This window comes from Paenibacillus sp. FSL L8-0663, from assembly GCF_038008125.1.
In the GTDB taxonomy this organism is placed as follows: Bacteria; Bacillota; Bacilli; order Paenibacillales; family Paenibacillaceae; genus Paenibacillus; species Paenibacillus polymyxa_D.
The window spans coordinates 916,359-942,946 of sequence record NZ_JBBOYM010000001.1 but is presented as its reverse complement, the minus strand read 5'-3'; the positions used below and the strand labels follow the sequence as shown (position 1 = coordinate 942,946).

General features: G+C 46.4%; 27 protein-coding genes. 5 read left to right on the top strand and 22 right to left on the bottom strand.

Going from position 1 to position 26,588, the window contains the following annotated elements; translation table 11 throughout:
- Window positions 1-8: 8 nt before the first annotated feature.
- The 4 genes from rlmD to MKY75_RS04190 form a co-directional block, all read right to left on the bottom strand.
- Window positions 9-1,817, bottom strand: a complete 1,809-nt coding sequence (gene rlmD / locus MKY75_RS04205) for a 23S rRNA (uracil(1939)-C(5))-methyltransferase RlmD (RefSeq protein WP_340884422.1) — start codon at window positions 1,815-1,817, stop codon at window positions 9-11.
- A gap of 222 nt (window positions 1,818-2,039) precedes the next feature.
- On the bottom strand, window positions 2,040-2,921 hold the full coding sequence (locus tag MKY75_RS04200) for a diacylglycerol kinase (RefSeq protein ID WP_013308843.1): 882 nt from the start codon (window positions 2,919-2,921) through the stop codon (window positions 2,040-2,042).
- A 173-nt stretch (window positions 2,922-3,094) separates the two neighbouring features.
- The gene (locus tag MKY75_RS04195) at window positions 3,095-3,883 is read right to left on the bottom strand and encodes a sirohydrochlorin chelatase (protein WP_340884419.1); all 789 of its coding nucleotides are present in this window, start codon (window positions 3,881-3,883) and stop codon (window positions 3,095-3,097) included.
- The gene (locus MKY75_RS04190) at window positions 3,883-4,173 is read right to left on the bottom strand and encodes a YerC/YecD family TrpR-related protein (protein ID WP_007428885.1); all 291 of its coding nucleotides are present in this window, start codon (window positions 4,171-4,173) and stop codon (window positions 3,883-3,885) included. Before MKY75_RS04190 ends, MKY75_RS04195 begins: the two co-directional genes overlap by 1 nt.
- Window positions 4,174-4,399: 226 nt before the next feature.
- On the opposite strand from MKY75_RS04190, the gene MKY75_RS04185 reads away from it, so the two are divergent.
- Entirely contained in the window at window positions 4,400-4,915 is a 516-nt protein-coding gene (locus tag MKY75_RS04185; RefSeq protein ID WP_307354002.1) for a tyrosine protein kinase, read from the top strand.
- A 6-nt stretch (window positions 4,916-4,921) separates the two neighbouring features.
- Here the strand turns inward: MKY75_RS04185 and corA are convergent, their stop codons facing one another.
- The 3 genes from corA to MKY75_RS04170 form a co-directional block, all read right to left on the bottom strand.
- Window positions 4,922-5,881 carry a magnesium/cobalt transporter CorA gene (gene corA, locus MKY75_RS04180; RefSeq protein WP_029517120.1) on the bottom strand — a complete coding sequence of 320 codons (960 nt, stop codon included), beginning with the start codon at window positions 5,879-5,881 and terminating at the stop codon, window positions 4,922-4,924.
- 573 nt (window positions 5,882-6,454) lie between these two features.
- On the bottom strand, window positions 6,455-7,183 hold the full coding sequence (locus tag MKY75_RS04175; protein WP_029517121.1) for an amino acid ABC transporter ATP-binding protein: 729 nt from the start codon (window positions 7,181-7,183) through the stop codon (window positions 6,455-6,457).
- Window positions 7,176-8,624 (bottom strand): amino acid ABC transporter substrate-binding protein/permease, encoded by a 1,449-nt coding sequence (locus tag MKY75_RS04170; RefSeq protein ID WP_029517122.1) that lies wholly within the window; start codon window positions 8,622-8,624, stop codon window positions 7,176-7,178. Before MKY75_RS04170 ends, MKY75_RS04175 begins: the two co-directional genes overlap by 8 nt.
- A 63-nt stretch (window positions 8,625-8,687) precedes the next feature.
- Between MKY75_RS04170 and MKY75_RS04165 the strand changes: the two genes are divergently transcribed.
- The gene (locus MKY75_RS04165) at window positions 8,688-8,831 is read left to right on the top strand and encodes a hypothetical protein (RefSeq protein WP_155271710.1); all 144 of its coding nucleotides are present in this window, start codon (window positions 8,688-8,690) and stop codon (window positions 8,829-8,831) included.
- 32 nt (window positions 8,832-8,863) lie between these two features.
- Here the strand turns inward: MKY75_RS04165 and MKY75_RS04160 are convergent, their stop codons facing one another.
- The 3 genes from MKY75_RS04160 to MKY75_RS04150 all read right to left on the bottom strand — a co-directional run bounded on the left by MKY75_RS04160 (window position 8,864) and on the right by MKY75_RS04150 (window position 11,764).
- Window positions 8,864-9,853, bottom strand: a complete 990-nt coding sequence (locus tag MKY75_RS04160) for an inorganic phosphate transporter (RefSeq protein ID WP_029517123.1) — start codon at window positions 9,851-9,853, stop codon at window positions 8,864-8,866.
- 13 nt (window positions 9,854-9,866) lie between these two features.
- The gene (locus MKY75_RS04155; RefSeq protein WP_007428879.1) at window positions 9,867-10,481 is read right to left on the bottom strand and encodes a DUF47 domain-containing protein; all 615 of its coding nucleotides are present in this window, start codon (window positions 10,479-10,481) and stop codon (window positions 9,867-9,869) included.
- Window positions 10,482-10,669: 188 nt separating this feature from the next.
- Complete coding sequence (locus MKY75_RS04150; protein ID WP_165149957.1) at window positions 10,670-11,764, bottom strand: DUF3048 domain-containing protein; 1,095 nt, start codon at window positions 11,762-11,764, stop codon at window positions 10,670-10,672.
- Window positions 11,765-12,012: 248 nt separating this feature from the next.
- On the opposite strand from MKY75_RS04150, the gene MKY75_RS04145 reads away from it, so the two are divergent.
- Both MKY75_RS04145 and MKY75_RS04140 read left to right on the top strand, forming a co-directional pair.
- Entirely contained in the window at window positions 12,013-12,531 is a 519-nt protein-coding gene (locus tag MKY75_RS04145; protein WP_029517125.1) for a DoxX family membrane protein, read from the top strand.
- A gap of 215 nt (window positions 12,532-12,746) precedes the next feature.
- Window positions 12,747-13,670 (top strand): hypothetical protein, encoded by a 924-nt coding sequence (locus MKY75_RS04140; protein WP_340884417.1) that lies wholly within the window; start codon window positions 12,747-12,749, stop codon window positions 13,668-13,670.
- Window positions 13,671-13,742: 72 nt separating this feature from the next.
- On the opposite strand, the gene MKY75_RS04135 is transcribed toward MKY75_RS04140, so the two are convergent.
- The 3 genes from MKY75_RS04135 to MKY75_RS04125 all read right to left on the bottom strand — a co-directional run bounded on the left by MKY75_RS04135 (window position 13,743) and on the right by MKY75_RS04125 (window position 16,022).
- On the bottom strand, window positions 13,743-14,534 hold the full coding sequence (locus tag MKY75_RS04135) for a dioxygenase family protein (RefSeq protein ID WP_029517127.1): 792 nt from the start codon (window positions 14,532-14,534) through the stop codon (window positions 13,743-13,745).
- Window positions 14,535-14,626: 92 nt separating this feature from the next.
- Window positions 14,627-15,451 (bottom strand): alpha/beta hydrolase, encoded by an 825-nt coding sequence (locus tag MKY75_RS04130; protein ID WP_029517128.1) that lies wholly within the window; start codon window positions 15,449-15,451, stop codon window positions 14,627-14,629.
- A gap of 271 nt (window positions 15,452-15,722) precedes the next feature.
- The gene (locus MKY75_RS04125; RefSeq protein ID WP_340884414.1) at window positions 15,723-16,022 is read right to left on the bottom strand and encodes a hypothetical protein; all 300 of its coding nucleotides are present in this window, start codon (window positions 16,020-16,022) and stop codon (window positions 15,723-15,725) included.
- Window positions 16,023-16,219: 197 nt separating this feature from the next.
- Between MKY75_RS04125 and MKY75_RS04120 the strand changes: the two genes are divergently transcribed.
- Entirely contained in the window at window positions 16,220-16,651 is a 432-nt protein-coding gene (locus tag MKY75_RS04120) for a hypothetical protein (RefSeq protein ID WP_307354012.1), read from the top strand.
- A gap of 160 nt (window positions 16,652-16,811) precedes the next feature.
- Here MKY75_RS04120 and MKY75_RS04115 read toward each other — a convergent pair whose 3' ends face one another.
- The 9 genes from MKY75_RS04115 to tlp all read right to left on the bottom strand — a co-directional run bounded on the left by MKY75_RS04115 (window position 16,812) and on the right by tlp (window position 26,419).
- The gene (locus MKY75_RS04115; RefSeq protein ID WP_340884411.1) at window positions 16,812-17,759 is read right to left on the bottom strand and encodes an ABC transporter substrate-binding protein; all 948 of its coding nucleotides are present in this window, start codon (window positions 17,757-17,759) and stop codon (window positions 16,812-16,814) included.
- A gap of 62 nt (window positions 17,760-17,821) precedes the next feature.
- On the bottom strand, window positions 17,822-18,847 hold the full coding sequence (locus MKY75_RS04110) for a FecCD family ABC transporter permease (protein ID WP_340884409.1): 1,026 nt from the start codon (window positions 18,845-18,847) through the stop codon (window positions 17,822-17,824).
- Window positions 18,847-19,932 (bottom strand): FecCD family ABC transporter permease, encoded by a 1,086-nt coding sequence (locus tag MKY75_RS04105; protein ID WP_340884407.1) that lies wholly within the window; start codon window positions 19,930-19,932, stop codon window positions 18,847-18,849. The genes MKY75_RS04110 and MKY75_RS04105 overlap by 1 nt, the downstream gene beginning before the upstream one ends.
- Window positions 19,933-20,133: 201 nt before the next feature.
- Window positions 20,134-21,108, bottom strand: coding sequence for a glycoside hydrolase family 43 protein (locus MKY75_RS04100; protein WP_029517134.1), 975 nt, complete (start codon window positions 21,106-21,108; stop codon window positions 20,134-20,136).
- A gap of 222 nt (window positions 21,109-21,330) precedes the next feature.
- Window positions 21,331-22,617 carry a threonine ammonia-lyase IlvA gene (gene ilvA / locus MKY75_RS04095; protein ID WP_039272546.1) on the bottom strand — a complete coding sequence of 429 codons (1,287 nt, stop codon included), beginning with the start codon at window positions 22,615-22,617 and terminating at the stop codon, window positions 21,331-21,333.
- 213 nt (window positions 22,618-22,830) lie between these two features.
- Window positions 22,831-23,670, bottom strand: a complete 840-nt coding sequence (locus MKY75_RS04090) for a carbohydrate ABC transporter permease (protein ID WP_029517136.1) — start codon at window positions 23,668-23,670, stop codon at window positions 22,831-22,833.
- Between the two features lie 3 nt (window positions 23,671-23,673).
- The gene (locus MKY75_RS04085; protein ID WP_029517137.1) at window positions 23,674-24,636 is read right to left on the bottom strand and encodes a carbohydrate ABC transporter permease; all 963 of its coding nucleotides are present in this window, start codon (window positions 24,634-24,636) and stop codon (window positions 23,674-23,676) included.
- A gap of 27 nt (window positions 24,637-24,663) precedes the next feature.
- Window positions 24,664-25,956: an ABC transporter substrate-binding protein gene (locus tag MKY75_RS04080; RefSeq protein WP_340884404.1), complete on the bottom strand. Its 1,293-nt coding sequence runs from the start codon at window positions 25,954-25,956 to the stop codon at window positions 24,664-24,666.
- Between the two features lie 238 nt (window positions 25,957-26,194).
- Window positions 26,195-26,419, bottom strand: coding sequence for a small acid-soluble spore protein Tlp (gene tlp / locus MKY75_RS04075; RefSeq protein ID WP_013308822.1), 225 nt, complete (start codon window positions 26,417-26,419; stop codon window positions 26,195-26,197).
- Window positions 26,420-26,588: the final 169 nt, after the last annotated feature.

Here is a 26,588-nt window from a genome sequence, read left to right as displayed (position 1 = left end):
CTCAACTATTAGCCTTTTCTGACCAACAGCGCAACACTCTCCACATGAACCGTATGCGGGAACATATCCACAGGCTGCACTTCCACTGTACTGTACCCACCATCCTCCAGTATCCTTAAATCCCGTGCCAGTGTGCTTGGGTTACAGGATACATACACCACACGTTCTGGCTTCATCTCCAGAATGGTGTCGAGCAGGCGTGGATCACAGCCCTTACGGGGCGGATCGACGACGATAACGTCGGCGGTGATGCCTTGCTCTTTCCACGCAGGAATGACGTCCTCGGACGCGCCTACCTCAAATTTCACATTACGCATTTCGTTCAACAGCGCATTACTTCGTGCATCGTCGATGGCTTCTTTGACGATCTCCACCCCATACACCTGGTCCGCATGCTGAGCGAGGAACAGAGAAATCGTACCGATGCCGCAATACGCATCAATCACCGTTTCTTTGCCTGTGAGCCCGGCATATTCGACGGTTTTGCCATACAGCACTTCCGTTTGTACGGGATTCACCTGATAAAAGGATCTTGGGGAAATCGCAAACTGTACGTTTCCAATGTAGTCGTAGATCACGTCACGACCCCACAGTACACGAGTCTCGTCGCCAAAAATAACGTTCGTTCGCTTTGTATTCACGTTCTGGCATATGCTTGCCACGTGTGGAATATGCTCACGGATACTGCCGATCCACGCATCTGCATGCGGAATATCTCGTCCATTCGTGACGAGCACCAGCATCATTTCACCCGTGCGAAAAGCGGTCTTTACAACGACATGGCGCAGTAGCCCACGTCCGGTTTCTTCATTATATGCACTGATGCCCAGCATTCGGCCAATCTCTTTCACACGTGCGACAACTTCGTCATTACGCTCGTCCTGAATGAGACAGGTGTTCATATCCACAATCCGATGGCTGCCACGTGCGTAGAAGCCACCGACAAGCCCGCCCTCTGTGACACCAATCGGCACCTGGGCTTTGTTGCGATATCGCCAAGGCTCACTCATACCGAGTGTAGGATGCACGACTACGCCATGTACACGCGATATGCTGTCGGCATTTCCATCCGCATTCATGGCCGAATCAGAAGTCGTGACTGTATCGGCCTCACCATCTGTATCTGCAGAAGTAGCCAAAACCTGTGCAGTATGCTCACTGGGCTCTGTAGCCACGCTCAGCTTCCCGATACGCTCCAGCACATCCACGACATGCTGGCGTTTCCAGCTGAGCTGCGCTGCGTAGCTCATGTGCTGGATCTGACAGCCACCGCATTGATCGTAGATAGCGCACGGAGCTGCAATCCGGTCAGGGCTAGCCTGCGTGATATCCAACAGCTTGGCATAGCCATACTGCTTTTTCGTTTTCAGCACCTTTACTCGCACCTTTTCACCCGGTAACGCACCTGGAACGAACAGCGTAAAACCCTCGACACGTCCTACACCCTCGCCATCGTGGTTCATGCCGATGATGTCTATCACGGCCTCATCGTTCTTTTGTACAGGCAGATCGCTACGCTCTACACTAGACCGGTTACGATTGGAAGCTTCCTGACTTCGTCCACCGTTGGAAGAACGACGAGTATCTCGTCCGTTCTTTCTCTTCTTCCGATCCGAATCATTCATATTTTCATTCACATTTCCATTTTTATGTTTGATTTCGGCTTGAAGTAGCCCATTTTCAGCTCTGACTTGAGACTGTTCCGGTTCGCTCTCTCTTGTCGCCTTCATAGTCTTTTTGTACTGCTTTCCTTGAACAGGAGTTGCTGTTGCTGCATTCCGGCGGCTTTTTCCACGTCCGCTACGGTTATTCGTCATGAATGTCACTTCTTTCTGATCTTCTTTTTATGCGGTATTTTCTTTCGTACGTCTAATTTGAATGGTCATCTAAACATACAAACATCAACTCGAAAATGCCGTTACTCCCCACGGAGAACGGCAAGAACCAATATGCTCACACAAAAAAACAACTACCTACTCTGCATTCCATATACTATATTGCGTTGCCGTCCGGAAGCAGAAATATTTCCTCATCATTCCTCACCGGAAAACATTCAAATGATGAGGTAAATTCCGGAATGTCGCTGGCAAGGTGCCTCCCAGTTCGCCATCCAAATTAAGCTGGACGTAGCCAGGTGAAGTCACTTCCATGTAATCTGTTTTGAAATAAACAATCTTCTTGTCCTGCAAATGCTCACCACGCAGCGCGAGTGTTACCAATCGGATCATTTCCGCCAGATTGCATTTCCGCACAGCGATGACGTCAAGCAGTCCATCATCTATTGTCGCCCCAGGAGCAAGCTTTTCAAACCCGCCCACCGAATTCGTATTCGCAATCAGGAAAAGCATAAATTCGTCGTGGATCACTTCCTGACCCGATGCCTTGATGATCAGCTCCTGTGGAGCAAGGCTGACCATTTTCTCCATACCTTTAAAATAGTACGCCAACTGGCCAATCATCGTCTTTAGCTTGCTTGGAACTTCATACGTAAGCTCGGTTAAAGTTCCCCCGCCTGCAATGTTGATAAAGTAGCGGTCGTTCGCTTTTCCGATATCCAGTGGCTTCGGATTTTGACGAATAACGAGGTCGCAATAATCCTCCCAGTGCTTGGGGATGCCCAGTGCTCTGGCGAAATCATTCGTCGTCCCCAGAGGAAACACACCTAGGGGCGGGCGGTTTTCTCTTTCAGCCATCCCGTTAATGACCTCATACAATGTACCGTCGCCACCAGCGGCGATAATCATATCATACCCGCGCTCAATGGCCTCTATTGCGGCACGTGTTGCGTCCCCTTCACCCGTAGTTGCATGGCAAGAGGCTTCAATACCACCTTCATCCAGGCGCTGCAAAACATCCGCAAGACGACGCTTCATTTCCTCACGCCCAGAGGTCGGATTATAGATTAATCTAGCTCTTTTCATTCCGTTACGCCACCCGTATATTTAATGATATTTATATTCACATCGCAGTTCATCATATTCAGTCTGTACAAAATATCATCATACTGGAAAAAGACCTCTTTTACAATAAAAGAAGCCAGACTTTGCCCAAATAAGGAAATTTAAGGCTAAAATGACGCTATAGCCGAACCAGACTATCTATGACTTGACCTCGCTTGCTTCTGCATGCTTTGCAATAATTCATGAATTTGCCTGTCCATCCAGCTTGTGAGCAAAGGATGCGGCAATAAAGGATCTCCTGAATAACGGTATTCGAGCCCCTGCAAGCGTTTAGGAATCACATGACTTGTAAAATATCCCGAACTTAAAAATAGCGGTGCCACAATAACATCATGACCCCGCTCCTGATTCCAATACGCTGCCTTGTCGTACACACTCTCGGGATTTAGCAAAGCGTGGTCCGTGATAATACCGCTCACGCTTTGCACCGTACGGGCCAACGAAGAAATCCCCTGCTCCCAGCGCTGAAAAAAGCCGTTGTGCACACTGCCGTGACCTACGAGTAAAATAACCTCTCTCGCAGGGTCGGCTGATAGCGGGCGAACCTTGTCCCACACCATGCGGGCAACATCTTCTCCGTCATCCAGCGGGCTGCCAAAGTGCACTCGCGCCTTCATTCGAAACGGCATCAAATCTGTTTCTTTGTCCGGCGCATCTTTGACACCCAGCGCATAGCTAATCTCATCTACATGCGTACTGCCTGATGACACAAACAAAGGAATAACCAATATATCTGTTACACCCAAGGCTTCCAAACGGTCAATACCATCTTGAATCAATCTTTCTTTAACCGTTTCCAAAAATGAAACCTCTACCGGTATTTCTTCCGGCAATTGAAGCCTTGCAACTGCCTGATCCACCTGTTCCACCCAATATGGCTCCCTAGAGCCATGGCTGATGACCAGTATCCCAGGACTCCGCATTAGCGTCCCAGACGTTCCAGAGTCATTTTATACCCGTCATTACCATAGTTCAGACAACGTTTAACACGTGAAATGGTAGCTGTACTGGCCCCTGTCTCTGCTTCAATCTGATTATATGTGCTGCCTTTGCCTAGCATACGGGCAACCTCCAGACGTTGGGAGAGGGATTGAATTTCGTTAATCGTGCACAGATCATCAAAAAACACATAGCATTCTTCCAAATTTTTAAGAGTTAAAATAGCTTCGAACAATTGATCAATACTTTTATCATTAAGCTTTTTAAGCTGCATGGATTATCATCTCCCAAGGTTACGATCTCTCCTCATTGTACCTGAGGAATAGTCAGTTTTTCAAGCATTAACGGTTTCACGCATTACAGAACAACATTATGATCATAGAAACGTACCGTACGAATGCCCAAATCCGCTTTTATACCTGATTTCGGGACACGCGCCTAAACCCACTGTGCGTTTGTAACATACAGTAGAGTATCAACCTGCAAAGGAATGTGATCTCATGCCTGGACATTACTATCATCGGAGGGCGCAAACGCGTGCCATTTCCGATCCGTATAGTTCAACTCCTTATCCTGGACTCGATCCATACAGCGAGGTTCCGCAAGTCGATTCCTCCGCACTGGTTCCTTACGAGGCGCCAGCGAGTATAACAGACTCTGCCGTGGTTACACCAGACCCCGCCCCTGCCAAAGGAGGACTGCTTGGCGGCCTTGGCAATCTTGGTAATCTCAACGATATTAAAGGTATTATTGACCGTATGGGTGGTATTGACGGGATTGTTGCTACGGTCGGCAAGGTACAAAAGATCATGTCTAGCGTGCAGCAATTTGCTCCGATGGCAAAACTGATTATGGGCTCGCTCCCAGCATTCAACAAAAACGCAAGCAAAAAATCTACAACACAAATTACTGAGGAACTGGATGAATATACACCACCACGCCGACGCCGGAAAAAGACACAGCGCAAAAGTACCACTACCCCGCGCAGACGTCCGCGCAAACGCACAAGAAAGTAGACTATACTATTTGAACCAGCCTCGGCGCATAAACCAGACTACCATGGCAACACTCAACAAAAACATGAAAAACAGTACGCCAAAATATCCATATTTCCAGCCCAACTCGGGCATATTCGAAAAATTCATACCATAGATTCCTGCAATCAGCGTCAAGGGCATAAAAACGGTCGTAATTACGGTTAGCGTCTTCATAATTGAATTCATGCGATTGGAATTGAGCGATATATAACTGTCTCTCAGGTCGGCTGTCATCTCGCGGTCGGCCTCCAGCATGTCTGTCAGCTTCAATAAATGATCATATATATCGGTAAAATAAGCCATATGATCTCCTTGGCCCTGCACATGCTGCGAATTCAAAACTCGGTACATCAGATCACGCATAGGTACGATGGTACGGCGCAGCTTGAGCAGCCTGCCACGCAGGTCAAACACCTGCTTCATTAATTCCTCTACGGATTCGCGACCGCCCAAGCCCTCCAGCTCAGCCAATTCATCCTCAATCATAAAAAGGCTCGGAAAATAGTTATCTACCAGTTTGTCCATCACCGTGTAGGCTGCAGCCAGCGGTCCTCGCGACCATATTTTGCGTTCATTCGCATGCTGGACAATCCGCTCCCAGGCTTGATCCAGCTCCTCTAACTCATGATGGTGATATGTTACCAAAAAACGAGCGCTGATAAACATATCCACTTCTTCCGCAGCTAACGTATCTACATCGAGCGCATGCACGACCAGAAACTGCACATCCTCGTAATAATCCAATTTGGGACGTTGCAGAACATGCATACAATCCTCCACAGCCAATGGGTGAAAATGAAAATAACTTGTCAGCAGCTCCGTCTCGCGATCTGTAGGCTCGCTAAAATCTACCCACATCCATATGTAATCCTCCATGACGATCTGATCCAATGGTTTTCCCACTGTTACCTGATGATCATGGCCTATAGCCAATGTACGTATCACCGTACGTCCCCCTCGCTTACACTTCCGTCTGATATGTTATTTATATTTTATATAAGCCAATCAGCATTATACAAATCTCACGCCCTACATTTCCATACACTAAATAAGAAAAGGATATCTCCGGGTCAACAAGCCATCCCAAGATATCCTTTATCCTCGTGCAGAGCAGTTCTTATCTTCAAAGCAAGCCTTCCACTTCAGAATTTTGCAAAATTCTCACTTATGAAAATAAACATCATAAGCCACAAAGCGGTCGGATGCTTACCTCGCTATATCCCCCTCGGCGCAGCAAGCACCGAGCTGCGTCGCGCCCTCTTCCCCTGCACCCACTCATTCAAAAGTGAGGCAGGCTCATGGCACGAAAAGGGCAATCAGCGAGCCGTAGCGTAGCGGTCCATTTGAATCTGGAGAAGCGGAGCGTTCGCCTTTGCCCCTGTATTTTAACCTTTTCATGTGTTATACAATCCAAAAAAATTCAGGGGCAACAGCGATCGAAAGATCAAATGGAACGCGGAGCGTCTTACAACGAGATCCCCGCCTACATCCACAAACCCTGCCTCACTTTTAATCCTCTTACAATACTTTTTCTAAGAAACTAATGGTCCGCTCGTTTTTCGGATTACCAAATACCTCTTGTGGCGTTCCTTCTTCTACGATGTAACCACCGTCCATAAACACAACACGGTCGCTTACTTCGCGTGCAAAACCCATCTCATGCGTTACGATCATCATCGTCATGCCTTCACGCGCCAGATCATTCATTACGCCAAGCACTTCGCCCACCATTTCAGGATCGAGCGCCGAGGTCGGTTCGTCGAACAGCATAATGTCCGGGTTCATGGCCAGCGCACGTGCAATCGCCACACGCTGCTTCTGACCGCCGGAAAGCTGCCCTGGCAGTGCATCTGCCTTATCGGCCAACCCCACACGATCCAGCAGCTTCATGGCCGTTTCCCGGGCCTCTGCCTTGGACTGTTTCCCCAGTTCAGTCGGCGCGAACATAATGTTCTTAAGTACGGTCATATGCGGAAACAGATTAAAATGTTGAAATACCATACCTATATTTTCACGGACTTTGTTAATGTCCACGTTTTTGTCACTCAAGTTGTAGTCATCGACAATGACCTCACCTGCGGTAATTTCTTCAAGCATGTTCATACAACGCAAAAACGTACTTTTCCCCGAACCAGACGGGCCAATGACACACACAACTTCGCCTTCACGTACTTGCATGTCGATGCCTTTTAGCACTTGATTACTACCATAGCTTTTTTTCAGGTTTTTAACGATAATTTTACCCACGGCGAACTCTCCCTTCAAGACGGTTGGAAATTTTGGTCAGGACTGTAATGACGATAAGATACATCACCGCTACTACCAGCCAAATATCAAAGGATTGGAATGTCCGCGCAATAATGATCTTACCCGATTGGGTCAATTCGACCAGACCGATAACAGACAAAATGGACGTATCCTTCAACGTAATAACCAACTGATTGATAAACGACGGGATCATGATTTTCACAGCTTGTGGCAAAATGATTTTAAGCATAGCCGTCCGATAGGGTAGACCAAGCGAACGGGCTGCTTCCATTTGTCCCGGATCAATGGACTGAATACCACCACGGATAATCTCAGTTACATACGCACCCGCATTCAGGGATAGCGTCAATACAGCCGCAACAAAAAGTGGCATTTTGAAGTCCAGTGCCTGTGGAATACCAAAGTAAATAAAGAAAGCAAGCACGATCAGCGGAATACCGCGGAATATATCGACGAAAACAGTTGCAATACCACGGAACACCTTGTTATGGCTTACTTTCATAAAGCCAAACACCAAACCTAGGATAAAGGCTACGAGTAAAGATACAAGTGTGTACAACAACGTATTTCCCATGCCTTTAATCAGCGAAGGCAGCGAAGCGGAAATCAGCCCCCAGCGGCTGGTCTCTACAGGCGCCACACCTTTGCCCGATTCGCCAAGGTATTTAGCCAAAATCTTATCGTATTCCCCGCTATTACGCAGATTAACAAGCCCTGCATTAAATTTCTCCAGCAACTCCTTGTTTTTGCCTTGGTTAACAGCAAACCCGTAAGAAGCACCTTTTTCCTTATCTGTTACCAGCTTAAGGCCGTTATTCTGGTTTACACCGTATGCCAGTACCGGATAGTCATCAAAGCAGGCAACCGAATTACCTGTTTTAACTTCATCATACATTTGAGAAGAATCGTCGAACGGTACTGTAGTAAAGCCGTATTTGGCCTTAATGGACTCTGCGAATGTATAACCTTCCGTTCCTGTTTTGACAGCGACACGCTGCCCTTTCAAGTCCTCATAGCGTTTAACCGTATCATTATCCTTACGGACCGCCATGACGACGCCTGAATCAAAATAAGGCTCAGAAAAATCAAATTTCCGCTTGCGTTCATCGGTAATACTCATCCCGGCAATGACACCATCCACTTGATTCGTTTCAAGGGCCTGCACTGCCGCGTTAAAGCCAAGAGGCTTAATGGTATATTCAAAATTCTGATCCTTGGCAATAGCTGCCAGCAAATCCATATCAATTCCGACGAATTTACCATCTACATCTTCAAACTCAAAAGGCGCGAACGTTGTATCCGTGCCGATATCATACTTTGTTTTATTTTCTGCATGTGCCACTACACCGAAATTACCGGCCAGGGCAACCACAAAAAACAAACAAATGATAAGTGCTATTAGTTTTCTAGATTTTTGCATAATTTCCTCCAGTCAGTTGAACGGTTCAAAGTTTTCTGTTTATTTTACAGGAGTTATTAAAAATTGACTACTTTGATGTCAGGTATTTTTGAAAAACGTTTCATGGAACTATCTGGAGGTGTAAACTTTGAAGAAGCCGTTTTGCCCCAGAATGCCAATAAGCCCCTGCCGCAAAAAGCGGACGGAAGCTTATTGTGTGTTCTATAGTGTGTACCTATTTTTCAAGAAATAATAACGAACTAGAAAAGAATTTTGAAAATCAATCCAGATAACAGCGCAGCAATCGGTATCGTTATCACCCAAGTAATAATAATTCGACCGGCCAGCGACCAACGCACAGCGGAAAAACGCTTCGCAGAACCCACACCCAAAATAGCCGAAGTAATGGCATGAGTGGTACTTACGGGCAAATGAAGCAATGTAGCTGTGAAAATAACAGAGGCTCCCGAAATGTCGGCTGCAAATCCGTTAATTGGCTCGATTTTAAAAATCTTGGTTCCCATCGTCTTGATGATTTTCCAGCCCCCGATAGATGTACCTAGCGCCATGGCTGTTGCGGCTGAAATTTTTACCCACATGGGTACTTCCAAATGGTCCTGATACCCCGACGAAACGAGTGCGAATGTAATAATCCCCATCGCCTTTTGAGCATCATTCGTACCATGCGTGAACGACTGAAGCGCTGCTGTAATGACCTGCATTGTACGGAACCCTTTGTTCACCGTATGCGGACTACGATGAGCGAAGATGTATTTTAAAATCATCATCACGATGTAACCGACAACAAAAGCAATCAACGGGGAGAAAATAAGTCCTTCGACAATCCCGATGAAGCCGCTCCAGTTTAATTTTTCCGATCCTGCACCTACATACACCGCTCCAGCCAATGCACCAATCAATGCATGAGAAGAGGATGAAGGAATACCGAACCACCAGGTTAAGAGGTTCCAGATAATCGCAGCGATCAGCGTCGCAATGACGATATCAATTCCATTCGTAAGCTTGGTTGGATCAGCCACACTTCCACCAATCGTCTTCGCAACCCCTGTAAACAATATTGCCCCGAGAAAGTTCATGACCGCAGCCATAATAATCGCACGTCGCGGGGTCAATGCACGGGTCGATACCGAAGTTGCAATCGCGTTCGCCGTATCATGAAACCCATTAATAAAATCAAATGCCAGAGCAAGAAAAATAACAATACCCAATACCAGTAAACTTGTATCCATGTAAAAGGACTCCTTACGAGTTACGCATAATGATGGATTCCAGCATATTTGCAACATCCTCGCATGAATCCGTTGTCGTTTCAAGGCGTTCGTACAATTCTTTGCGTTTAATCAGTTCAATAGGGTCAGTTACAGTTGCAAACAGGTTTTTGATGCAAATACGCAACAATTCATCCCCCTGATTTTCCAAATCATTCAGACGAATAGTGTATTCACGAATGGCCAGCAATTTTTTCTGTGAAAGCAGATGTACAGCTTTCTGAATTTCGTAAGCTGATTGACGCAGAATATCAGCGAACTGCACAATATACTCGTCCGGCTCCGTAATGTTGTACATATAAAAACGGGAAGCCGTCGCTTCAAGACCGTCCAACACATCATCCATGGTTGTTGTCAGTTCCATGATGTCGTCGCGTTCCAACGGCGTAATGAAGGTCTTGTTCAGTTCAGTAATAATCGTGTGTGTGTAATCATCACACTTATTTTCATACTTCTTCATTTCATTTGTAAACAAAGTCACATCTTGAAGATTTGAAGTATGTTGGGCAAAATAATCGGCTGCTTGCACGATCGTATCTGCCATATTTTCCAACGTCTCGAAGAATATATCCTTTTTCTTCAATCTCATAACGATTACCCCTTTACGAAAATATCCGCAACCTGTTTCGACTGCAATAGACAACCTTTGCTATCTTATCACACTCATCAATGTTTTTGTAATGTTTGTAAAAGCAAATTTCATGATATACGTATACAGTGCCCGACATATAAGCTCATTATCCGACAATTTTTTCCTAAAAAGGTGTAATTCGTTTTCTAATTCACTTCTATGGTTACATGTTCCTTTAGTGGTGTATCTGCAGGCACCACATGTATATAGGATGTACCTGGCGTTAACGGAATTTCAACCCCATTCTTCATAAAACGAATCGCATCACCTGGCGTATGTTGCCACTCAGCCTGTATTAACTGTCCTTGTTGAAACACCATGGCCTCTCCGCTGCCGTCCAGTTCAACACTTAATCTGCCTACATCATCCAACGTTCGATGCCTGGTGCTCATCACAATGACATTGGCTGCTGAGAGCTGTTGGTTATTATTTTGATCCACATGTGACTTTTCGTTCACAAAACGCTTATATTGTTGATCCGCTGGATCATAGGTATAAGATACCCGGTAGCTTTTAAGCAAAAACCGGATTTGTAAAGATGTTGCAGTCTCGTCCACCATAACTGGGGTTTCGCCGGATTTAAGGTAAGTATATACTGGAACGTCCGTATGCGTAGCATACCCTTTACTATCGCTTCCTTTGCGCAGTCTATTCACGTCCGTGTATAGATTATGCGGAGGACGACGATCTTTGCTTCGCCAGAAGTATGCCCCTCCATTTGAAATCTCATCTAAATGTTCCTTCCGCTGCTGCTGTAAAATCGCATAGGCATCTGTGCTTCCCCCTGCGTGTATCGGCAACGCACCATAAGTTTCGCCCAGCTCAATCAAATACGGACGAATGCTACGGACCGGACCAACCTTTACATCTCCGCCATGACTTTGGAAAAAAGCGACCAGACGGGTAATTCCGCCTTCTGCAAGAACTTCATATACCATATCTGCCTGACTAAGTCCTGCCTGCGGACGTGCTGCTGGAGCATTGTTAATCATGACAGCGAGCGGTCGCTCCAAAACTGGCTGCTCCACCGGAAGACCGGTAAGCGGAGCTGTAAATGCCGGAGTAGACTGCTCCTTCGGCGGTTCAAGCGCCTCCTTCTCTGTTTTATGCTTGGTCGGTTGAGGAACGGGTTCAGTATCTCCCGTATTGGACATAGCAGAACAAGACATCAGCGTCATGCATAACAGAGCTGAGGCCATTACACGCAACCAATGATTTCGTTGGGAAATGGGCCCGGACAAGTTCATCCCTCCACTTCGTTATTTTTCTCATTATAAGCTTTATTTCCTGTTTTTGTCTTGATTGAAGCATGACCTCTCTATAGAATACTTATCTGAAGACATTAAAATTTTAAAAATATTCAGACTTTGTGATTTTTATCACAAATAACTGTAACTGAACCTACTACAATAAAGGTGTAGCAAAGATGATCATCCCAACAAAATGAAATACAACCAACATTATAGATTAAGAAAGAGGAGTGGTTTGAATGTTTAATAGCTGGTTACGTGAGAACAAAGTCGCAATGTGGTTGCTGACTGTCGTACGGGTTTATCTAGGTTATGAATGGATGACTCACGGACTTGAAAAGCTGACAGGTGGATTCGATGCAGGCGGATTTATCTCGGGGGCCATTGCTAAAACAGGTGGAGACCATCCCGCTGTACAAGGCTGGTGGGGATCGTTCCTCGAAGCCTTTGCCCTGCCGAATGTAGGTTTGTTCAACGTCCTGATCCCGTTGGGTGAGTTCTTGGTCGGGGTTGGCCTGCTTCTCGGTACATTGACTACACTGGCTGCTTTGATGGCCATGGTTATGAACTTCTCGTTCCTGTTCTCGGGTACAGTAAGCACCAATGCAATCTACCTGCTGTTTGAAATCTTCCTCGTAGTTGCTGGCGCAAATGCCGGAAGAATTGGCTTTGACCGTTGGGTACTGCCCTTCCTGCGTGGACTGTTTGGTAAAAATAAAGATACCTTTCCAGCGGACCCTAGTCGAAAAATCGCTTAAACATCCCCCAAATAACCGTTATCCTCCGGGATAATGGTTATTTTTTTGCGCTGTTATGCTCACAAGGAGGATTTTAGCTCCTCCTAACTCGGACTCTTTTATCGGATTCATTATCCTCCCCAAACGTTTACAAGTTGGATACAACATGGAATGCTCACGATACATTTACCCTATACACTACAGTTACATCAAAGAACGTAATGGAGGGTTATATCATGAAAAAAATCACCAAAGCCTATCTCATGCTCGCAGCAGTAACTTTCACAGTGCAGACTATGGGATCGGGATATACGGCATCAGCCCAAGCGGCGACGTCTACTACGACATCTCAGGCAGAAAGTGTACAACATATCTCCAAGACCTTCGAGCAGCTACTAGGCCAACCCGGCAAGCTATCTCAGGCATTCACTTATTTGCAAAAGCATATTCAATCCATTCCAGCTTCTCAAGCTACCCTCATGGTGCTTCATCTGGAAAATGCACAGAACCAGCAATTGGATTCCTATGCACAGACCCTATACCCGACCTCTGTTCAAACCAAAATAAATCAAATCTATAAACCCGGTGATTCGTTCACAAATGTAATCAGCCGTACAAGCGATGCGAACCTGAAAAAGTTGCTAACTCAAACAAGAGATGCCGGCTACAAACTTGAAACCGCAGAAGGCATGTATTACCCAATCATCAACTATGAAAAATATAAAGTATTCGGGAAGCACACCACGGCAGATATCCGCAGCTATATTGACATCATGTCGATGGAATCCGGACAGGCTGCTACCAAAGATGCCGCGCTCCGTATCGGCTATCAACAGTTAGCCGGACGAGTGCTGGCACAGGAATTGTTTTTACACCAATATCCACATTCCAATCGTACACAAGCTATAAGAAAATTGCACGATCTGTACTTCTTCTATACTTTCTATGGCACGAACAATACGCCATTATTCGATTATGACACCGGGAAGATTCATCCGAATGCTAAAAAAGGGTATCAATGGGTCGTTCAACGTAATATGGATTCGAAGAGTACCTACATTCAAAAGCTGAAAGCATTTATGACACTGTTGGATCAAAATGGAGATCAACGTACTACGCAGGTATCCACTTGGCTAAAAAAGAACGTGCCTTCTAATTAATCGAAGACGCAAAATACACAAAAGAACTTCCATTCCCACACAGCATGTGGATTCGGAAGTTCTTTTTTACATTTACGTATCACTTTCTTGACCAAAAGCCCAACAATTGAGACTCAGCGAGCCAAGGACATACGACTGAAAAAGCTTATGTGCGGAGCGCTCCTGATCCGCAGCCCCCATCGCATAAAACAAAGGTGAAAAATGCTCTATTCCATAAGAAGGTACCGCCTGTTTGGCGTATGGAGCCTTCTTGTCATATTGGAATAAGTGACGTAAATTCCAGTCTTGAAGCTGCTGTGCAATCCAGTCATCATATTGAACGGCCCAATCGGCTGGCTCACTCGTCTGCTTGAGTGTCCGCAAGTTGTGGACCAATCCGCCGCTACCGATAATCAAAATCCCTTGTTCTCGCAACGGCGCCAGCATCCGTCCAATCTCGTATTGCTCTTGAGGAGCGCGCCGAGAATCAATAGATAACGGTACGACCGGTATGTCCGCATCAGGATATATATGCCGCAAAACCACCCATGCTCCATGATCCAGTCCCCGGTTCCGTACCGGCTGGTGGAACAAGTTATGCTGACTGAACAGATGCTCTATCTCCTCATACAGCTTTGGATCGCCTGGTGCAGGGTAATCGATTGAGTACATTTCTTCAGGAAAGCCATAGAAATCGTGCAACGCTGCATGCTGATCATCCGCGCCAATACATTGATCGGGGCTATCCCAATGCGCGGAAAAAATGACAATTCCTTTGGGTCGGGGCAGGCTCGCGCCCAGCTTTGCAAGAAAGCTGGTATATGCGTTATTTTCTACAGCCAGTGTCGGTGAACCATGCGCAACAAAAATTGAGGGTAATGTCATCGCTGCCAACCTCCACACGCCAGTATAGTGTTACTCTTCCATTTTACTCCGGCGGAGGCGCAATTTCCAATACAATCCGTTACACACTGAAATCAGATCATCCAGTGCTGCCAATCACGTTGAATATTTTCCTGTTCATCCAGCCATTCAAGCGTCCGATCAATGAGCCGTTGCCGCTCTTTACCTGACGAGAAAGTGTGATCTCCCTGGAAAATAATCTCTTTATCACAGCGTCCCTCTGGACGCATCCAGAATATCTTTTGAAACAGAAATGCATAATCGACAGGAATAATATCATCCGAGGTTCCATGAATGACGAGCACATCCCCGTTAAATTTAACGGCCTCCTGGAACGGCTGAAATTGAGCTAACGACTCAAAATAAGCAGGCGTAAACTTATAGCCCAAATAGTCGGCATGACCGGTTTTAACAGACTCATCGTACACGCTTCGCTCCGTAATTTTGACGATGTCATTGAACGGATAGCCCACTGCTGACCAAAGGACCAGATTTTGTACTCTCTTGTCCCGTACGGCTGTGAGAAGGGCAACCGCGCCCCCCAGACTGTGACCGATCAGCGTCACCTTGGTAGGGTCAATGTCCGCACAATTGACGGCGTAATCCAATACGGTACGTGTCTGATTAATCATGGACTCGAGCCCCTGCTTGCCGTATTCACCTGTGCTTTCCCCACAACCGGCAAAATCAAAGCGCAGGACAAAATATCCCCCTTCGGCCAGTTCACGCGCAGTCTTGACGAATAATCGATCTACGCCGATACGATTGCCTACAAAACCGTGACATATAACAACGAGGGGAACTCGTCTCTGACGCTCTCCCTCATTTGTACGATTTGGATAATGAATTGTTGCGGCCAGCTCTTCATGTTCAAAACGAATTCCAATTTGCCGTTCCATCCTGATTCCCCCTGTTTCAAGCTTCACTACACATTTATGAATTCGAACTCATATAGTAACGTGGAATATCCATCCAGGATATTTATTCACTTTAATTCCGATAAGTTTAATAAGTTTTATAGTAAAGTCAGTCTATCATCGCCCTGCTTCCTTGTCAACCTGTCAGTTCACATCGTTAAAAAAGTAAACAAATAGCGCTCCCCGATGCGATTCCGGAGAACGCTATACTACACTTATGTGAGTGAATCCACTACATTTAAAGTGACATTCGTTATTCGTAGCTGTTCCTGAACATTTGGTGGGTCTCCGTTCGTCCTTCCCACTGCAGTTTACAAGATTCGCCGTTATGTTCATCCTCATGCCACAGGCTGCGGTAGTTCTGTGCACCTAGCTCACCTGCAAATTCTGTATCCTCAGCCACTTCAATATCATCCAGTATACGGTACGTTGGAGATGTTCCTTGAACGCTCCGGTGACTCACATTTGTAGATGAGGCCGCCCTGCTATTCCCATTCGAAGCGTTTCCCAGTCGTTTTTGGACTAAATAATCTGCCTGGTTCTCCAGTTTCATGATGCCACATCCTCTCAACGTTTATATTCAGGTTGCTCCATGTGCTCACCCTTTATCCAGTTTGAGGAGAATGCAGCGGTAATATACATGCTATTGATAAAGTCTTTTGCCATCCGACGCTTCCTCACGTATACTGTCTTTGTTACGAAATGGCGGTTCCATCAGCCCGGGATACGCTCATAAAGCAGGAGGAAGAAATGAATAAAGCAAAAAATTATGCGCTTATTGCATGGATTGCCTTGTCTATGTTTTTTTTGACACAAGCAATTATCGGATGGTTTGTCACCTTTACTGGTGGAAATCTCAAACCCTTTGAAGAAATCAGCCTATCCACTCTTATCATCATTGCCGCAGGAGCCATTCTACTCGTTGAAGCCCTGATGAATTTTATGGATCGTCCCGAAGAAGGCGAGGAGACACAACATCCAGACCACGCCCCTGTAAAGCCCCAGATGAATCTTAAATCCATCTTGATGTATGTTGTGTTAGTTGTCGTGATTCTTGTCGCCGGACTAGCGCTGCGCAGTGTACTGCCAGTATTCAGGATCTCACCTTGGGTAAATTTAATTCTCGCCGCCATCGGCTTTATTGGACTCAAACCGATTTTTCTGCGTAAAAAACGTTCATAGCCCGCAATTTTCATTATATGGAGCTGCCTCATTTTGGATCATAGCAGCTCCTTTTCATTTCGATCAGGCAACCGACTTATAGCTTGGGTGTGCGCCAAAAAGCCGTATTCCTGGTCTGCAAGAAGCTGCATGGAGGAATACGGCTGATATACTTTAGAACTTATTTGGAAAATAGTTGTTCTGCATTATCCAGAGCCATTTTGTGTCCCATTGCGGAATAGTCCAGCCAAGGCTGTCCGTCCAACATGTAGACATGCCCTTGCTTCACCGCTTTGAGACCTTGCCATACTGTGTTTCCTTCCAGCTGCTTGTATACCTTTTGGGCATCCGCGCCTTTACTGATGATAACAAGAATCGCATCGGCATCATAATCCGGTAAAACCTCTTGGGAAACCACCTGATAAGCCTTGTTGATCTTTTCTACACCTTTGGCTGGCTTCAAGCCCAAATCCTGATATAACAGCGGTCCTACCGGACGCTTCATCCCCATAACACGAACCTCTTTCGCCGTCACACGTACAGCCATAACCGTTCCGTCCCCAATTTTTGAATGAATCAGCTTTTTGACTCGTTCCCTCTGTGTATCATAGTCTTTTAGAAATGCGTCTGCCTGTGCTTCATGTTTGACCATAACGGCTATTTTTTTCAATTGATCCTTCCATGTGCCTTCATCCAGATCAAAAACGTCGGTCGACGCAATTTTTTCAAACTTGGCCACATCGGTTCCCGAATATTTTTTGTCCAAGAAAATATGATCAGGTTGAAGCTCCAGTACCGCTTCCATATCCGGGTCAGTGACAACACCTAGCTTACGGGTACTTTGAAGACGATCTTTTACATGGGGCAGAAAATCCTTCACATCTCCGCCAATGACCGAACCAGCCGGAGTAATGCCCAATGCCAGCAGGTTGTTCGTCAAATGAATAGACATCGAAGCAATACGCGAATCCGCACTAATAGTTGTCTGCGCACTGTCCGCCGCTTTCGTATCGGCAGTCTGTTTGTCGGCTGCTTGTCCGCAAGCAGATAGCATGATCATGCATACAACAAGAGTTGTGACTACCCATGAACGTTTAAAACCTGAACCCTCAAATCTGTGTTTTCTCATGTTTATTCTCTCCTATGCTATAGAACTCTACATTATAATGATCATTATAGAAGGCTCTTCTGTCATTTTGTTCGGGACAACAGGAATAAAAAATACGGAGCTCCTACCACAGCAACCACCACACCTGCGGGAATCGCATTTGGCTGAAACACCGAACGCCCAATCGTGTCGGCGGTGACCAGAATGACGACCCCGACCAAACAGGCTACTGGCAGCAAATGCTGGTACATCGGCCCAACCAGGCGGCGAGCCAGATGAGGCGCAATGAGCCCGATAAAGCCAATGCCTCCGGCCATGGATACGCTGGCACTGGATAGAGCCACGGCTGCGCCCAGCAGTAATAGGCGCTGGCGCTTCACACTTGTACCGATTCCAGCTGCGGTCTCGTCGCCCAACGACAGGTTATTCAGACTGCGCGTCTGCGACAGAACGTAGGGTAATACAATGACTAACCAAGGCAGCAAAGCTGCTGCATGTATCCAGTCCCGGCCCCAAACGCTGCCAGCCAACCAACGTGCGGTAAATGCGTATGTATCCTCATCCAGCCGCAACGACCAATACAGCGTTATAGCGCTAAGGCCCGAGGCTACACCGATACCGGACAAAATCAGACGCACTGGCACGATTCCTCTGTTACGGCTATAGGACAACAAAACAATCAGCACCGCCGCAATGACACCTCCTGCAAAGGTAAACAAGGGAATCAGGACGGCGGCCGAACCGTCCAAGTCGCGAAAAAAGCTAACGAACATCACCAGTCCCAACGCAGCCCCTGCATGAAGACCGAGCACTCCCGGATCAGCAAGTGCGTTCCGTGACAAGCCTTGCATGACCGCCCCGGCTGCGCCTAGTCCCGCTCCAGCCAGCACCGTTACAGCAATACGAGGCAGACGATACTCGAACAGAACGATATGATCACGTCCGCTGCCACCGCTAAACAACGTATCCAGCACGCGTAGCGGTGGAATACGAATCGTTCCGGTATTCAAACCCAAAACAAGGACGGCAAAGCTGATTCCCGCCAATACCAAACAAACGAACCAAGCCTTTTTCGTTCTTGTGTCCCCAATCCCTAAAGAGCGACTCACTATAAATCCCTCCTTTCCTTACGGGCGAGAAAGAGGAAAAAGGGTACTCCGATAAAAGACACCATAATTCCAATAGCTAGCTCCTCTGGCGGATTTGCCATTCTCGCTCCCAAATCTGCCAGCACCAGTAACACGGCTCCCAATAACGCAGACAGCGGCACGATCTGGCGATAATCCACACCGATTAGCTTGCGAGCGATATGTGGGATAACCAAACCTACAAAGCTGATGGCTCCGGCAGCCGATACAGAGAGTCCGGCCAGTACCACTACAGTCAGCAGACCCAAAAGCCGGATACGCCTGAGATTCAACCCAAGGTTTAATGCCACCTCATCGCCCATCGAAATCAGCGAAATGGAACGTGCCAGCCCCATAGACCAGGCGATCACAATAAGTAAAATCGGTGCAAGGATCTCAAGCTGCGACCATTTAATCCCGGCTACACCACCCGCATACCAGAAGGCTAAATCCTGACTTAGATCAAAATAAATCGCAATCCCCGAAGTCATGGAACCTAACAAGGCAGCCGTCACAGCTCCAGACACCGTCAATCTCATAGGTGTCAATCCTCCCGGTGCAGATGCTCCCAGACCAAATACCAGTAAGGTACTCATCAGCGCCCCCAGGAACGACAATACTATTAACGTCCCATAAGGAAGATCGGGAAAAAAGGCAAAACTCACTGCAACTACAAACATCGCTCCTGCGTTAATGCCCAGCACACCTGTATCTCCCAGCGGGTTGCGCGTAATGCCCTGAATCAGAGAACCTGCAACCGCAAGCGCAGCTCCAATAACAGCTGCACCGAGTACACGCGGCAATCTCAACTCATGAATGATCTGATGTGTCATCAGCGAACGATCATAGTGAAATACTGCCGACCACACGGTGCTTACGGTCAAGTCCTTGGCTCCGAGAGAAATGGCGGCGAATATGGCCAAACCCAACAATACAGCCGAAGCTGTGAACAACAACGCCTGCCGAATCCTACCCGCTCGAAGTACTGGACGTGCTGTTATGACTACTTCAGGAACTGCCCTCTCTGTCCGAGCTGTATGTTTGTCCATGCTGTCTTTAGACTGCATTTGGTGAGGTCACTCCCTCCGTACCTGAAAAAATCATTATGTTTTCCAAAACAATAACGATAATGATAATTGTTATCAACTTGATACATAATAGCATGTTTCTATGACATTGCAAGCCAAAAACTGTTCCCCATAAGAGGAACAGTTTTTGAATATATCTATATGATTTTACTACATAGGTGACTCCAAACGGTCCTCTCTTTAGTACGTAGGCCAGCCTGCCGAATCCCATTTTAAATCACTAATCAGAAGTTTTGGATTTCCTTTATCAGTGGCATCATAGGCATGACGCGCAATCACACTGTTGTTATAGACGGATTGGCCGCCCGGTCCCTTCCAACGGTCATTCCCCGCATCCAGTATCGTTCCGCCACCGTCCATCAGGCTTTTGCCGCTCTTGTCCACATACGGTCCAGTAATACTAGTAGAGCGACCGTAAATAATCTTATAATTACTATCTACGCCTTTGCAGCAGTTATCAATGGAAGCAAACAGATAATAATACCCATCGCGGTATGTAACATGGGGCGCTTCCAAACCACCCGCCGTACGCTTGGCGATAGAATAGATCTGCCCCGTAGGCTTCATCGTATTCTTGTCCAATCGAGTCACTTTCAAGCCTGAATTCCATGAACCAAAGGAAAGCCACGGGTTACCGGAAGCGTCAATGACGAGATTCGGGTCAATCGCATTATAATCGTTGGCATCCGTCGTACGCAGCACGAGTCCATCATCTCTCCAGCTCCCCGCGCCAATGCTTGTTGCTGAAGTCAATCCAATGGCCGAAGTGCGTGACCCAAAAGTAGAAATGGAATAGTAAACCCAGACACGTCCATTGTACTTCTGAGCGTCCGGTGCCCACACATCGTTAGGCTTTTGCTTAGGTACATACGATTTCCACCATGATGGCGGCGACAGGAATATTTGCGGCAATCTGTAAAAATTGCGTCCGTCGTCCGATCTTTGAACCTGTATCCCCTGCCCTGTGGAGAAAATATACCAAGCGTTGCCTTCTTTCGTAATGGACGGATCATGTACTGCCACATCACCAGTTAACGCCCAGTGCTCTGCGGATGCAGATGGCATCACTGAAAGTAACAAAGCAGCCGAGGTTACAGCAGCAAACGCCGTTCGGGTCAATTTACTCCGTACTGATTTTTTCCATGCTTTCAACATTTCTTTCGCACCTCCGAATGAGTATCTTATAATGAAATTCAGGTGACACACCTATTACATTAGTGTTTATACTTATGAAGTTACCCATATATTAACCTATCACATTCTATTTTGTAAACGCTTTATTTCAAATAAAAAGAAATTTATAAACTACGCATAACGCTTTACATACGAGGATTTTGCAAAATCCTGATACAAAAAAGGGAGCCCGCAGGCTCCTTTTCAAATTAGCATATTAAATAGATTTTCGTTTTTATTCAGTTCCGTATATTTAAGCCCCTTGCGGTTCATTCGTTCAATTAAAGGAAAATAGTCTTCCTTGTGGAACAGCTCAATGCCGACCAGAGCTGGTCCATTTTCCTTATCATTCTTTTTCGTATATTCAAACCTAGTAATATCGTCGTCCGGTCCAAGCACATCCTGTAGAAACTCACGCAGTGCCCCAGCTCTTTGCGGGAAATTCACCATAAAATAATGCTTCAGTCCTTCGTAAATTAGGGACCGTTCCTTAATCTCCTGCATTCGATCTATATCGTTGTTACCACCGCTGACGATACAGACAACCGTTTTGCCTTGAATCTGCTCGCGGTACAGATCAAGTGCTGCAACAGGCAGTGAACCCGCAGGCTCCACAACAATCGCATTTTCATTATACAGCTCCAGAATCGCGGTACATGCTTTACCTTCCGGTACCTTCACAATATCGTCCAAGGTATGTTTACAAATATCGTATGTCAGCTGACCCACACGCTTCACCGCAGCTCCGTCAACAAACTTATCTATTTGATCCAGTGTAACCACCTTGTGTAAACGCATCGCTTCCGTCATCGACGCCGCGCCAAGGGGTTCCACACCAATTACCTTGGTGGATGGACTCACGGTTTTAACATACGTACCTACGCCTGCCGCCAAACCGCCGCCGCCAATCGTTACGAACACATAATCCATAGGTGTATCTAGACTCTCCATCACTTCCATCGCAATCGTACCATTGCCCGCAATAATTTTCGGCTGATCAAACGGATGGATGAAGGTCATTGCCTGCTCGCTACACACCTTCATGGCCTCATCATAAGCATCGTCAAACGTATCTCCGGTCAAAATGACCTCTACACTGTTTCCCCCAAAGCGACGAACCTGCTTCACCTTCTGATTGGGCGTTGTACTCGGCATAAATATTTTACCGTGGATACCAAGTGCATTACATGAAAAAGCCACACCTTGCGCATGATTCCCTGCACTCGCACACACGATGCCTTTTTCCATTTGTCCGGGAGTCAAGCTACGAATCATGTTGTAAGCACCACGGATTTTAAAGGACCGCACGACTTGGAGATCCTCTCTTTTCAGATACACATTACAGTTATATTTGGCCGATAGGACGGCATCCCTCTGTAAAGGTGTACGTACAATCACCTCACGCAGCATATGATGCGCTCGTACAATATCCTCCATGCCAACGGTTGACGCCATGGCCGGGTCGGTTTTCTGGGTTTCTGTTGGTTCCATAGGTTCTCCACGCTCCGCCTGAATATTTCTGTATTTGAAATCTTTCAAATATCATACCACGTTTACTCATAGCTTGTGCAGATGATAGCATGAAAATGAGAATGAAAATCAATCGAATCTAAAAAAAAGGCAGACCGGGATCAATGCCCGATCAGCCCTTTCTGAGGTTGCACATTTCTTGTATTCAATCGCTCCATTGAATACCTTTTCCGATTACCCTTTTACTCCACCTGCCGTCATTCCTTCAATAAAGTAACGCTGGAAGAATAGAAACACGACCAGAATCGGTAAAATAGCCAAAACGGAGCCCGCGATCAGCACATCATAATTGTTGCCATATGGCGTCAGCAGACTGGACAGTCCAATGGGCAGTGTCAGCATGTCGTTGGTCCGCAATACAATCATCGGCCACAGGAAGTTATTCCAACTGTTCATCGCCTGCAAAATAGCCATTGCCGCAAATGCAGGCGCCATTAGAGGCATCATAATGCGTACGAAAATGCCATATTCTGAACAGCCGTCAACCCGCGCAGCATCCATAAAATCCTTGGGTACTCCACTCAAATATTGACGGAAGAAAAAGATTGGGATCGGCGCGACGACGAAGGGTAGAATTACACCCCATACTGTATTAATCAGCTTCATGCCGATCATTAGCTTGTAGAGCGGCAGCATGATAATTTCTACCGGAATCATCATTACAACCAGCACCAGTGTGAAAATCACATTTTTCAATCTAAAACGGTACATCTCCAGACCATAGCCCACCATCGCGGACAATATCAGACATAACACCGTAAACAAGACGGTAATAACAATACTGTTCCAGTACCATTGAAAATAATCCGTCGTCCCCTGAAAGATGAACGCATAGTTTTTCAAGGACATGATGTCCCACTCCAGCTTAAGATTCAAGCCGTAGCGCAACAGCTCCGTAGATGGCTTGAACGAGGCAAGCGTCACGGCAAATAGCGGAAACAGGGCAAACCCGGCAAACAGAATGAACAGGACAACGAGCAATGCGGATAATGAGCCTTTTTGTTTCTGAGCCATCGCTTAATCCTCCTTCCGGAACATGCCGAAAAATTTGAGCTGGATCAGGTTCAGCACGAGTGTAAATACGAGCAATACAATGCCCACCGCAGCTCCGAAGCCCATACTGTTCTGCTCCAGACCTTGGCGATAGAGATAGCCAACAATCGTTAAACCAATATCGTTCGGGGAGTTATTTCCGTTCCACAACATGTAGCTTTCCGTGAACATGGACAACCCCGCATAAATGCTAATCGTAAATACGTAGATCGTCACTGGTTTCAGCATAGGAATCGTAATCCGCCAAAATGAATCGAATCGACTGGCTCCATCAATCTGCGCAGCTTCATACAACTCGGGGGGAATGTTCTGGAGTCCCGACATGTAGTACAGCATATTTACGCCCAACCATCTCCACAAGGCCAGCACGATCAACGCTAAAAAGCCGGTGTTGGCGTTCATTAGCCATTTATACGGCTCCAGACCGAAGACCCCCAACAGGGAGTTCATCAGCGAACCATCCAATTCCCCGAACATGAGGCGGAAGATCGTTCCTGCTACCACCACCGAGGTTAGTGCAGGTATAAACATCACGGAGCGAAACAACCCTCTGCCCGGCATTTTAGGCGAATTCAGCAATACTGCCAATACCAGCGGCAGAGGAATCAGCACGACCAGTGTAAGCAGCGTGTACAGGACGCTATTCAATATCGCCTTTCCAAACGTAGGATTGATTAAGTCCTTATAATTTTCCAGTCCAACATAAGTTGTTATCCCTGGCAGGACTTCCTGGAAGCTCATAATGACCGTCGAGATGACCGGATAGGCAAAAAATAACGCAAAGGACAGTAAAAATGGAAGGACAAACACATACGGTGCCGTACGACTGGAATGAATAAATCGGCTCCATTGGCTTCTGGCCGGACGCTGAGTTTTTGGCGGCTGACCTGTCGGTACATTAGCGTTCGTATGAACGGGCGTTGCCATGAATCTCACTCCCTTTCCTGTTGGGGTCTATCTCAGTTCATCTGCTAGCTCATGCAGCACCGTGGCTGGATCTTCGCCACTCTGTAGTGTCCGATAAAGTATTTTATTGCGTACAGCACTGGCGATGTCAGGCGTTTTCGGTCCAATATGCACCGCATTGATCTCATCTTTGACTTCGATCAGCGTGTCAAAAATATTTGTTCCGAAATACTCCGTAAATTTGTTTTTGGCTTTGGCTTCCGGCATTGTCCACACTTCACTGCGGATGGGATCAAACCCTAGCTGCTTCCAAATCTCCACATTCCCTTGCTTGGACAGCTTGGCAAAGGCTAGAAAACGCATCGCCAGATCCTGGTGCTCTGATTGGTTCGTGACTACCGTTCCGGTTCCGCCCATACCCGCTGAGCGATAGCCGCCTTTTTCCCACGCCGGCATGGGTCTGATGATAATTTTACCTTTCAGGTCAGGCATGTAATCCGTAAAACGCCCCATGTACCACATCGGCATCCATACCGAAGCAGCCCCGCCTTTGTTCATAAACCCGTAGTATTCCTCCATATGATGCCCGCCGCCCGGTGAGGGAATAGCGACTTTGTCTTTTACCATCTGTTGAAGAAACTCAAGTGTTTTAATATTGGTTGCGTTATCCAGCGTCAACTCGCCCTTATCATCCAGAAAATCCGAATTTTGCTGGGAGATCATCGGCCAATAGCTCCACAGGTCATTCGTTTCTAAGGTCGCCATTGGCTTGCCTGTTTTCGCAAGTACTTGCTTGCCTGCAGCAGCATAGTCTGCCCAGGTGACGATGGAATCCGGGTTTACCCCCGCCTGATCCATAATCTCTTTATTGTAATACATCACTTCGGCCCCAACGTGGAAGTCAATGCCGTAATATTTACCGTCTTTGCCGTAAATCTGTACTCTGGAAGGTACAATGTTATTGATCTCGGGGTCAATCACCGGATTGAGCGGGACCAGTTGCGGTATCCCTTTGAGGAAATTACCGATCTTGTTCACCTCGATATCCGCGATATCCGGCGCTCCCACCCCCGATTGCAGTGCAATCGACAGCTTGCTGTGATGGTTGTCATAAGGAAATGTATTCGCTTTCAAATTAATCAATTCATCAGGGTGCTGTTGGTTCCATTGGTCAGCCATTTGCAGAAAAAACTTCTCATGCAGTTCATTGAACGTCCATAATACAAGTTCTGTTCCCGGCCCTTCCTTTTCATCGGTCTTGAAAGAACAGCCTTGCAGCAGTCCAGCCATCAAAACCACCGCCATAAGCATCAAAGCCATGCTTTTTCTTCGCAGCAGCATATCCTTCCCCCTTCGCATGATGAAATCCTAATTCATAAATGATTGCGCTTTCTTTTATTATTTAACATCAATACAAATTAGTTTACAACAACATTATTTATAAAATATTTTTTTCAACGCCGATTAGCGTCTCCATTGCATTATAGGGGGCAAATGAATTGAATGCGGTTATGATGATTTTTGCATAAAAAGAGGCCCCACTCGAATTGAAACTCGAAGTTGGGCCTCGTTCTTTTAACTATTCTTGGGAATGAGCTGCTTCGTCCTTAACTTCTTCCCGAAATGATCTAATACTTTCTTTACGACGATTATTTTTTTCTTCGATCTGCTTACGTTCCTCGTTGCTGATTTCAGAGGAAAATTCGTTCAGATATCCTTCAGCTTCATGCAGGTTCTGCTGTGTGTTCTGAATACTTTGTTGCAAATGTTCAACATTATCGGCTCGATTATCTGGTTTTGCCATTCCTTTGTCGCCTCCTAATCATGGGGTCGCTCAGTAGAGCGCTAATCCGTAGCTTGATCGCTATCGGATCATTTTATGCATGCCTGAGCCAAATTAATAAAATGGAGTAATTTAGATTACATTATTCAGTTATATTAAAGTTAGAAGATATGAGAAAAGGAGCCCCGTT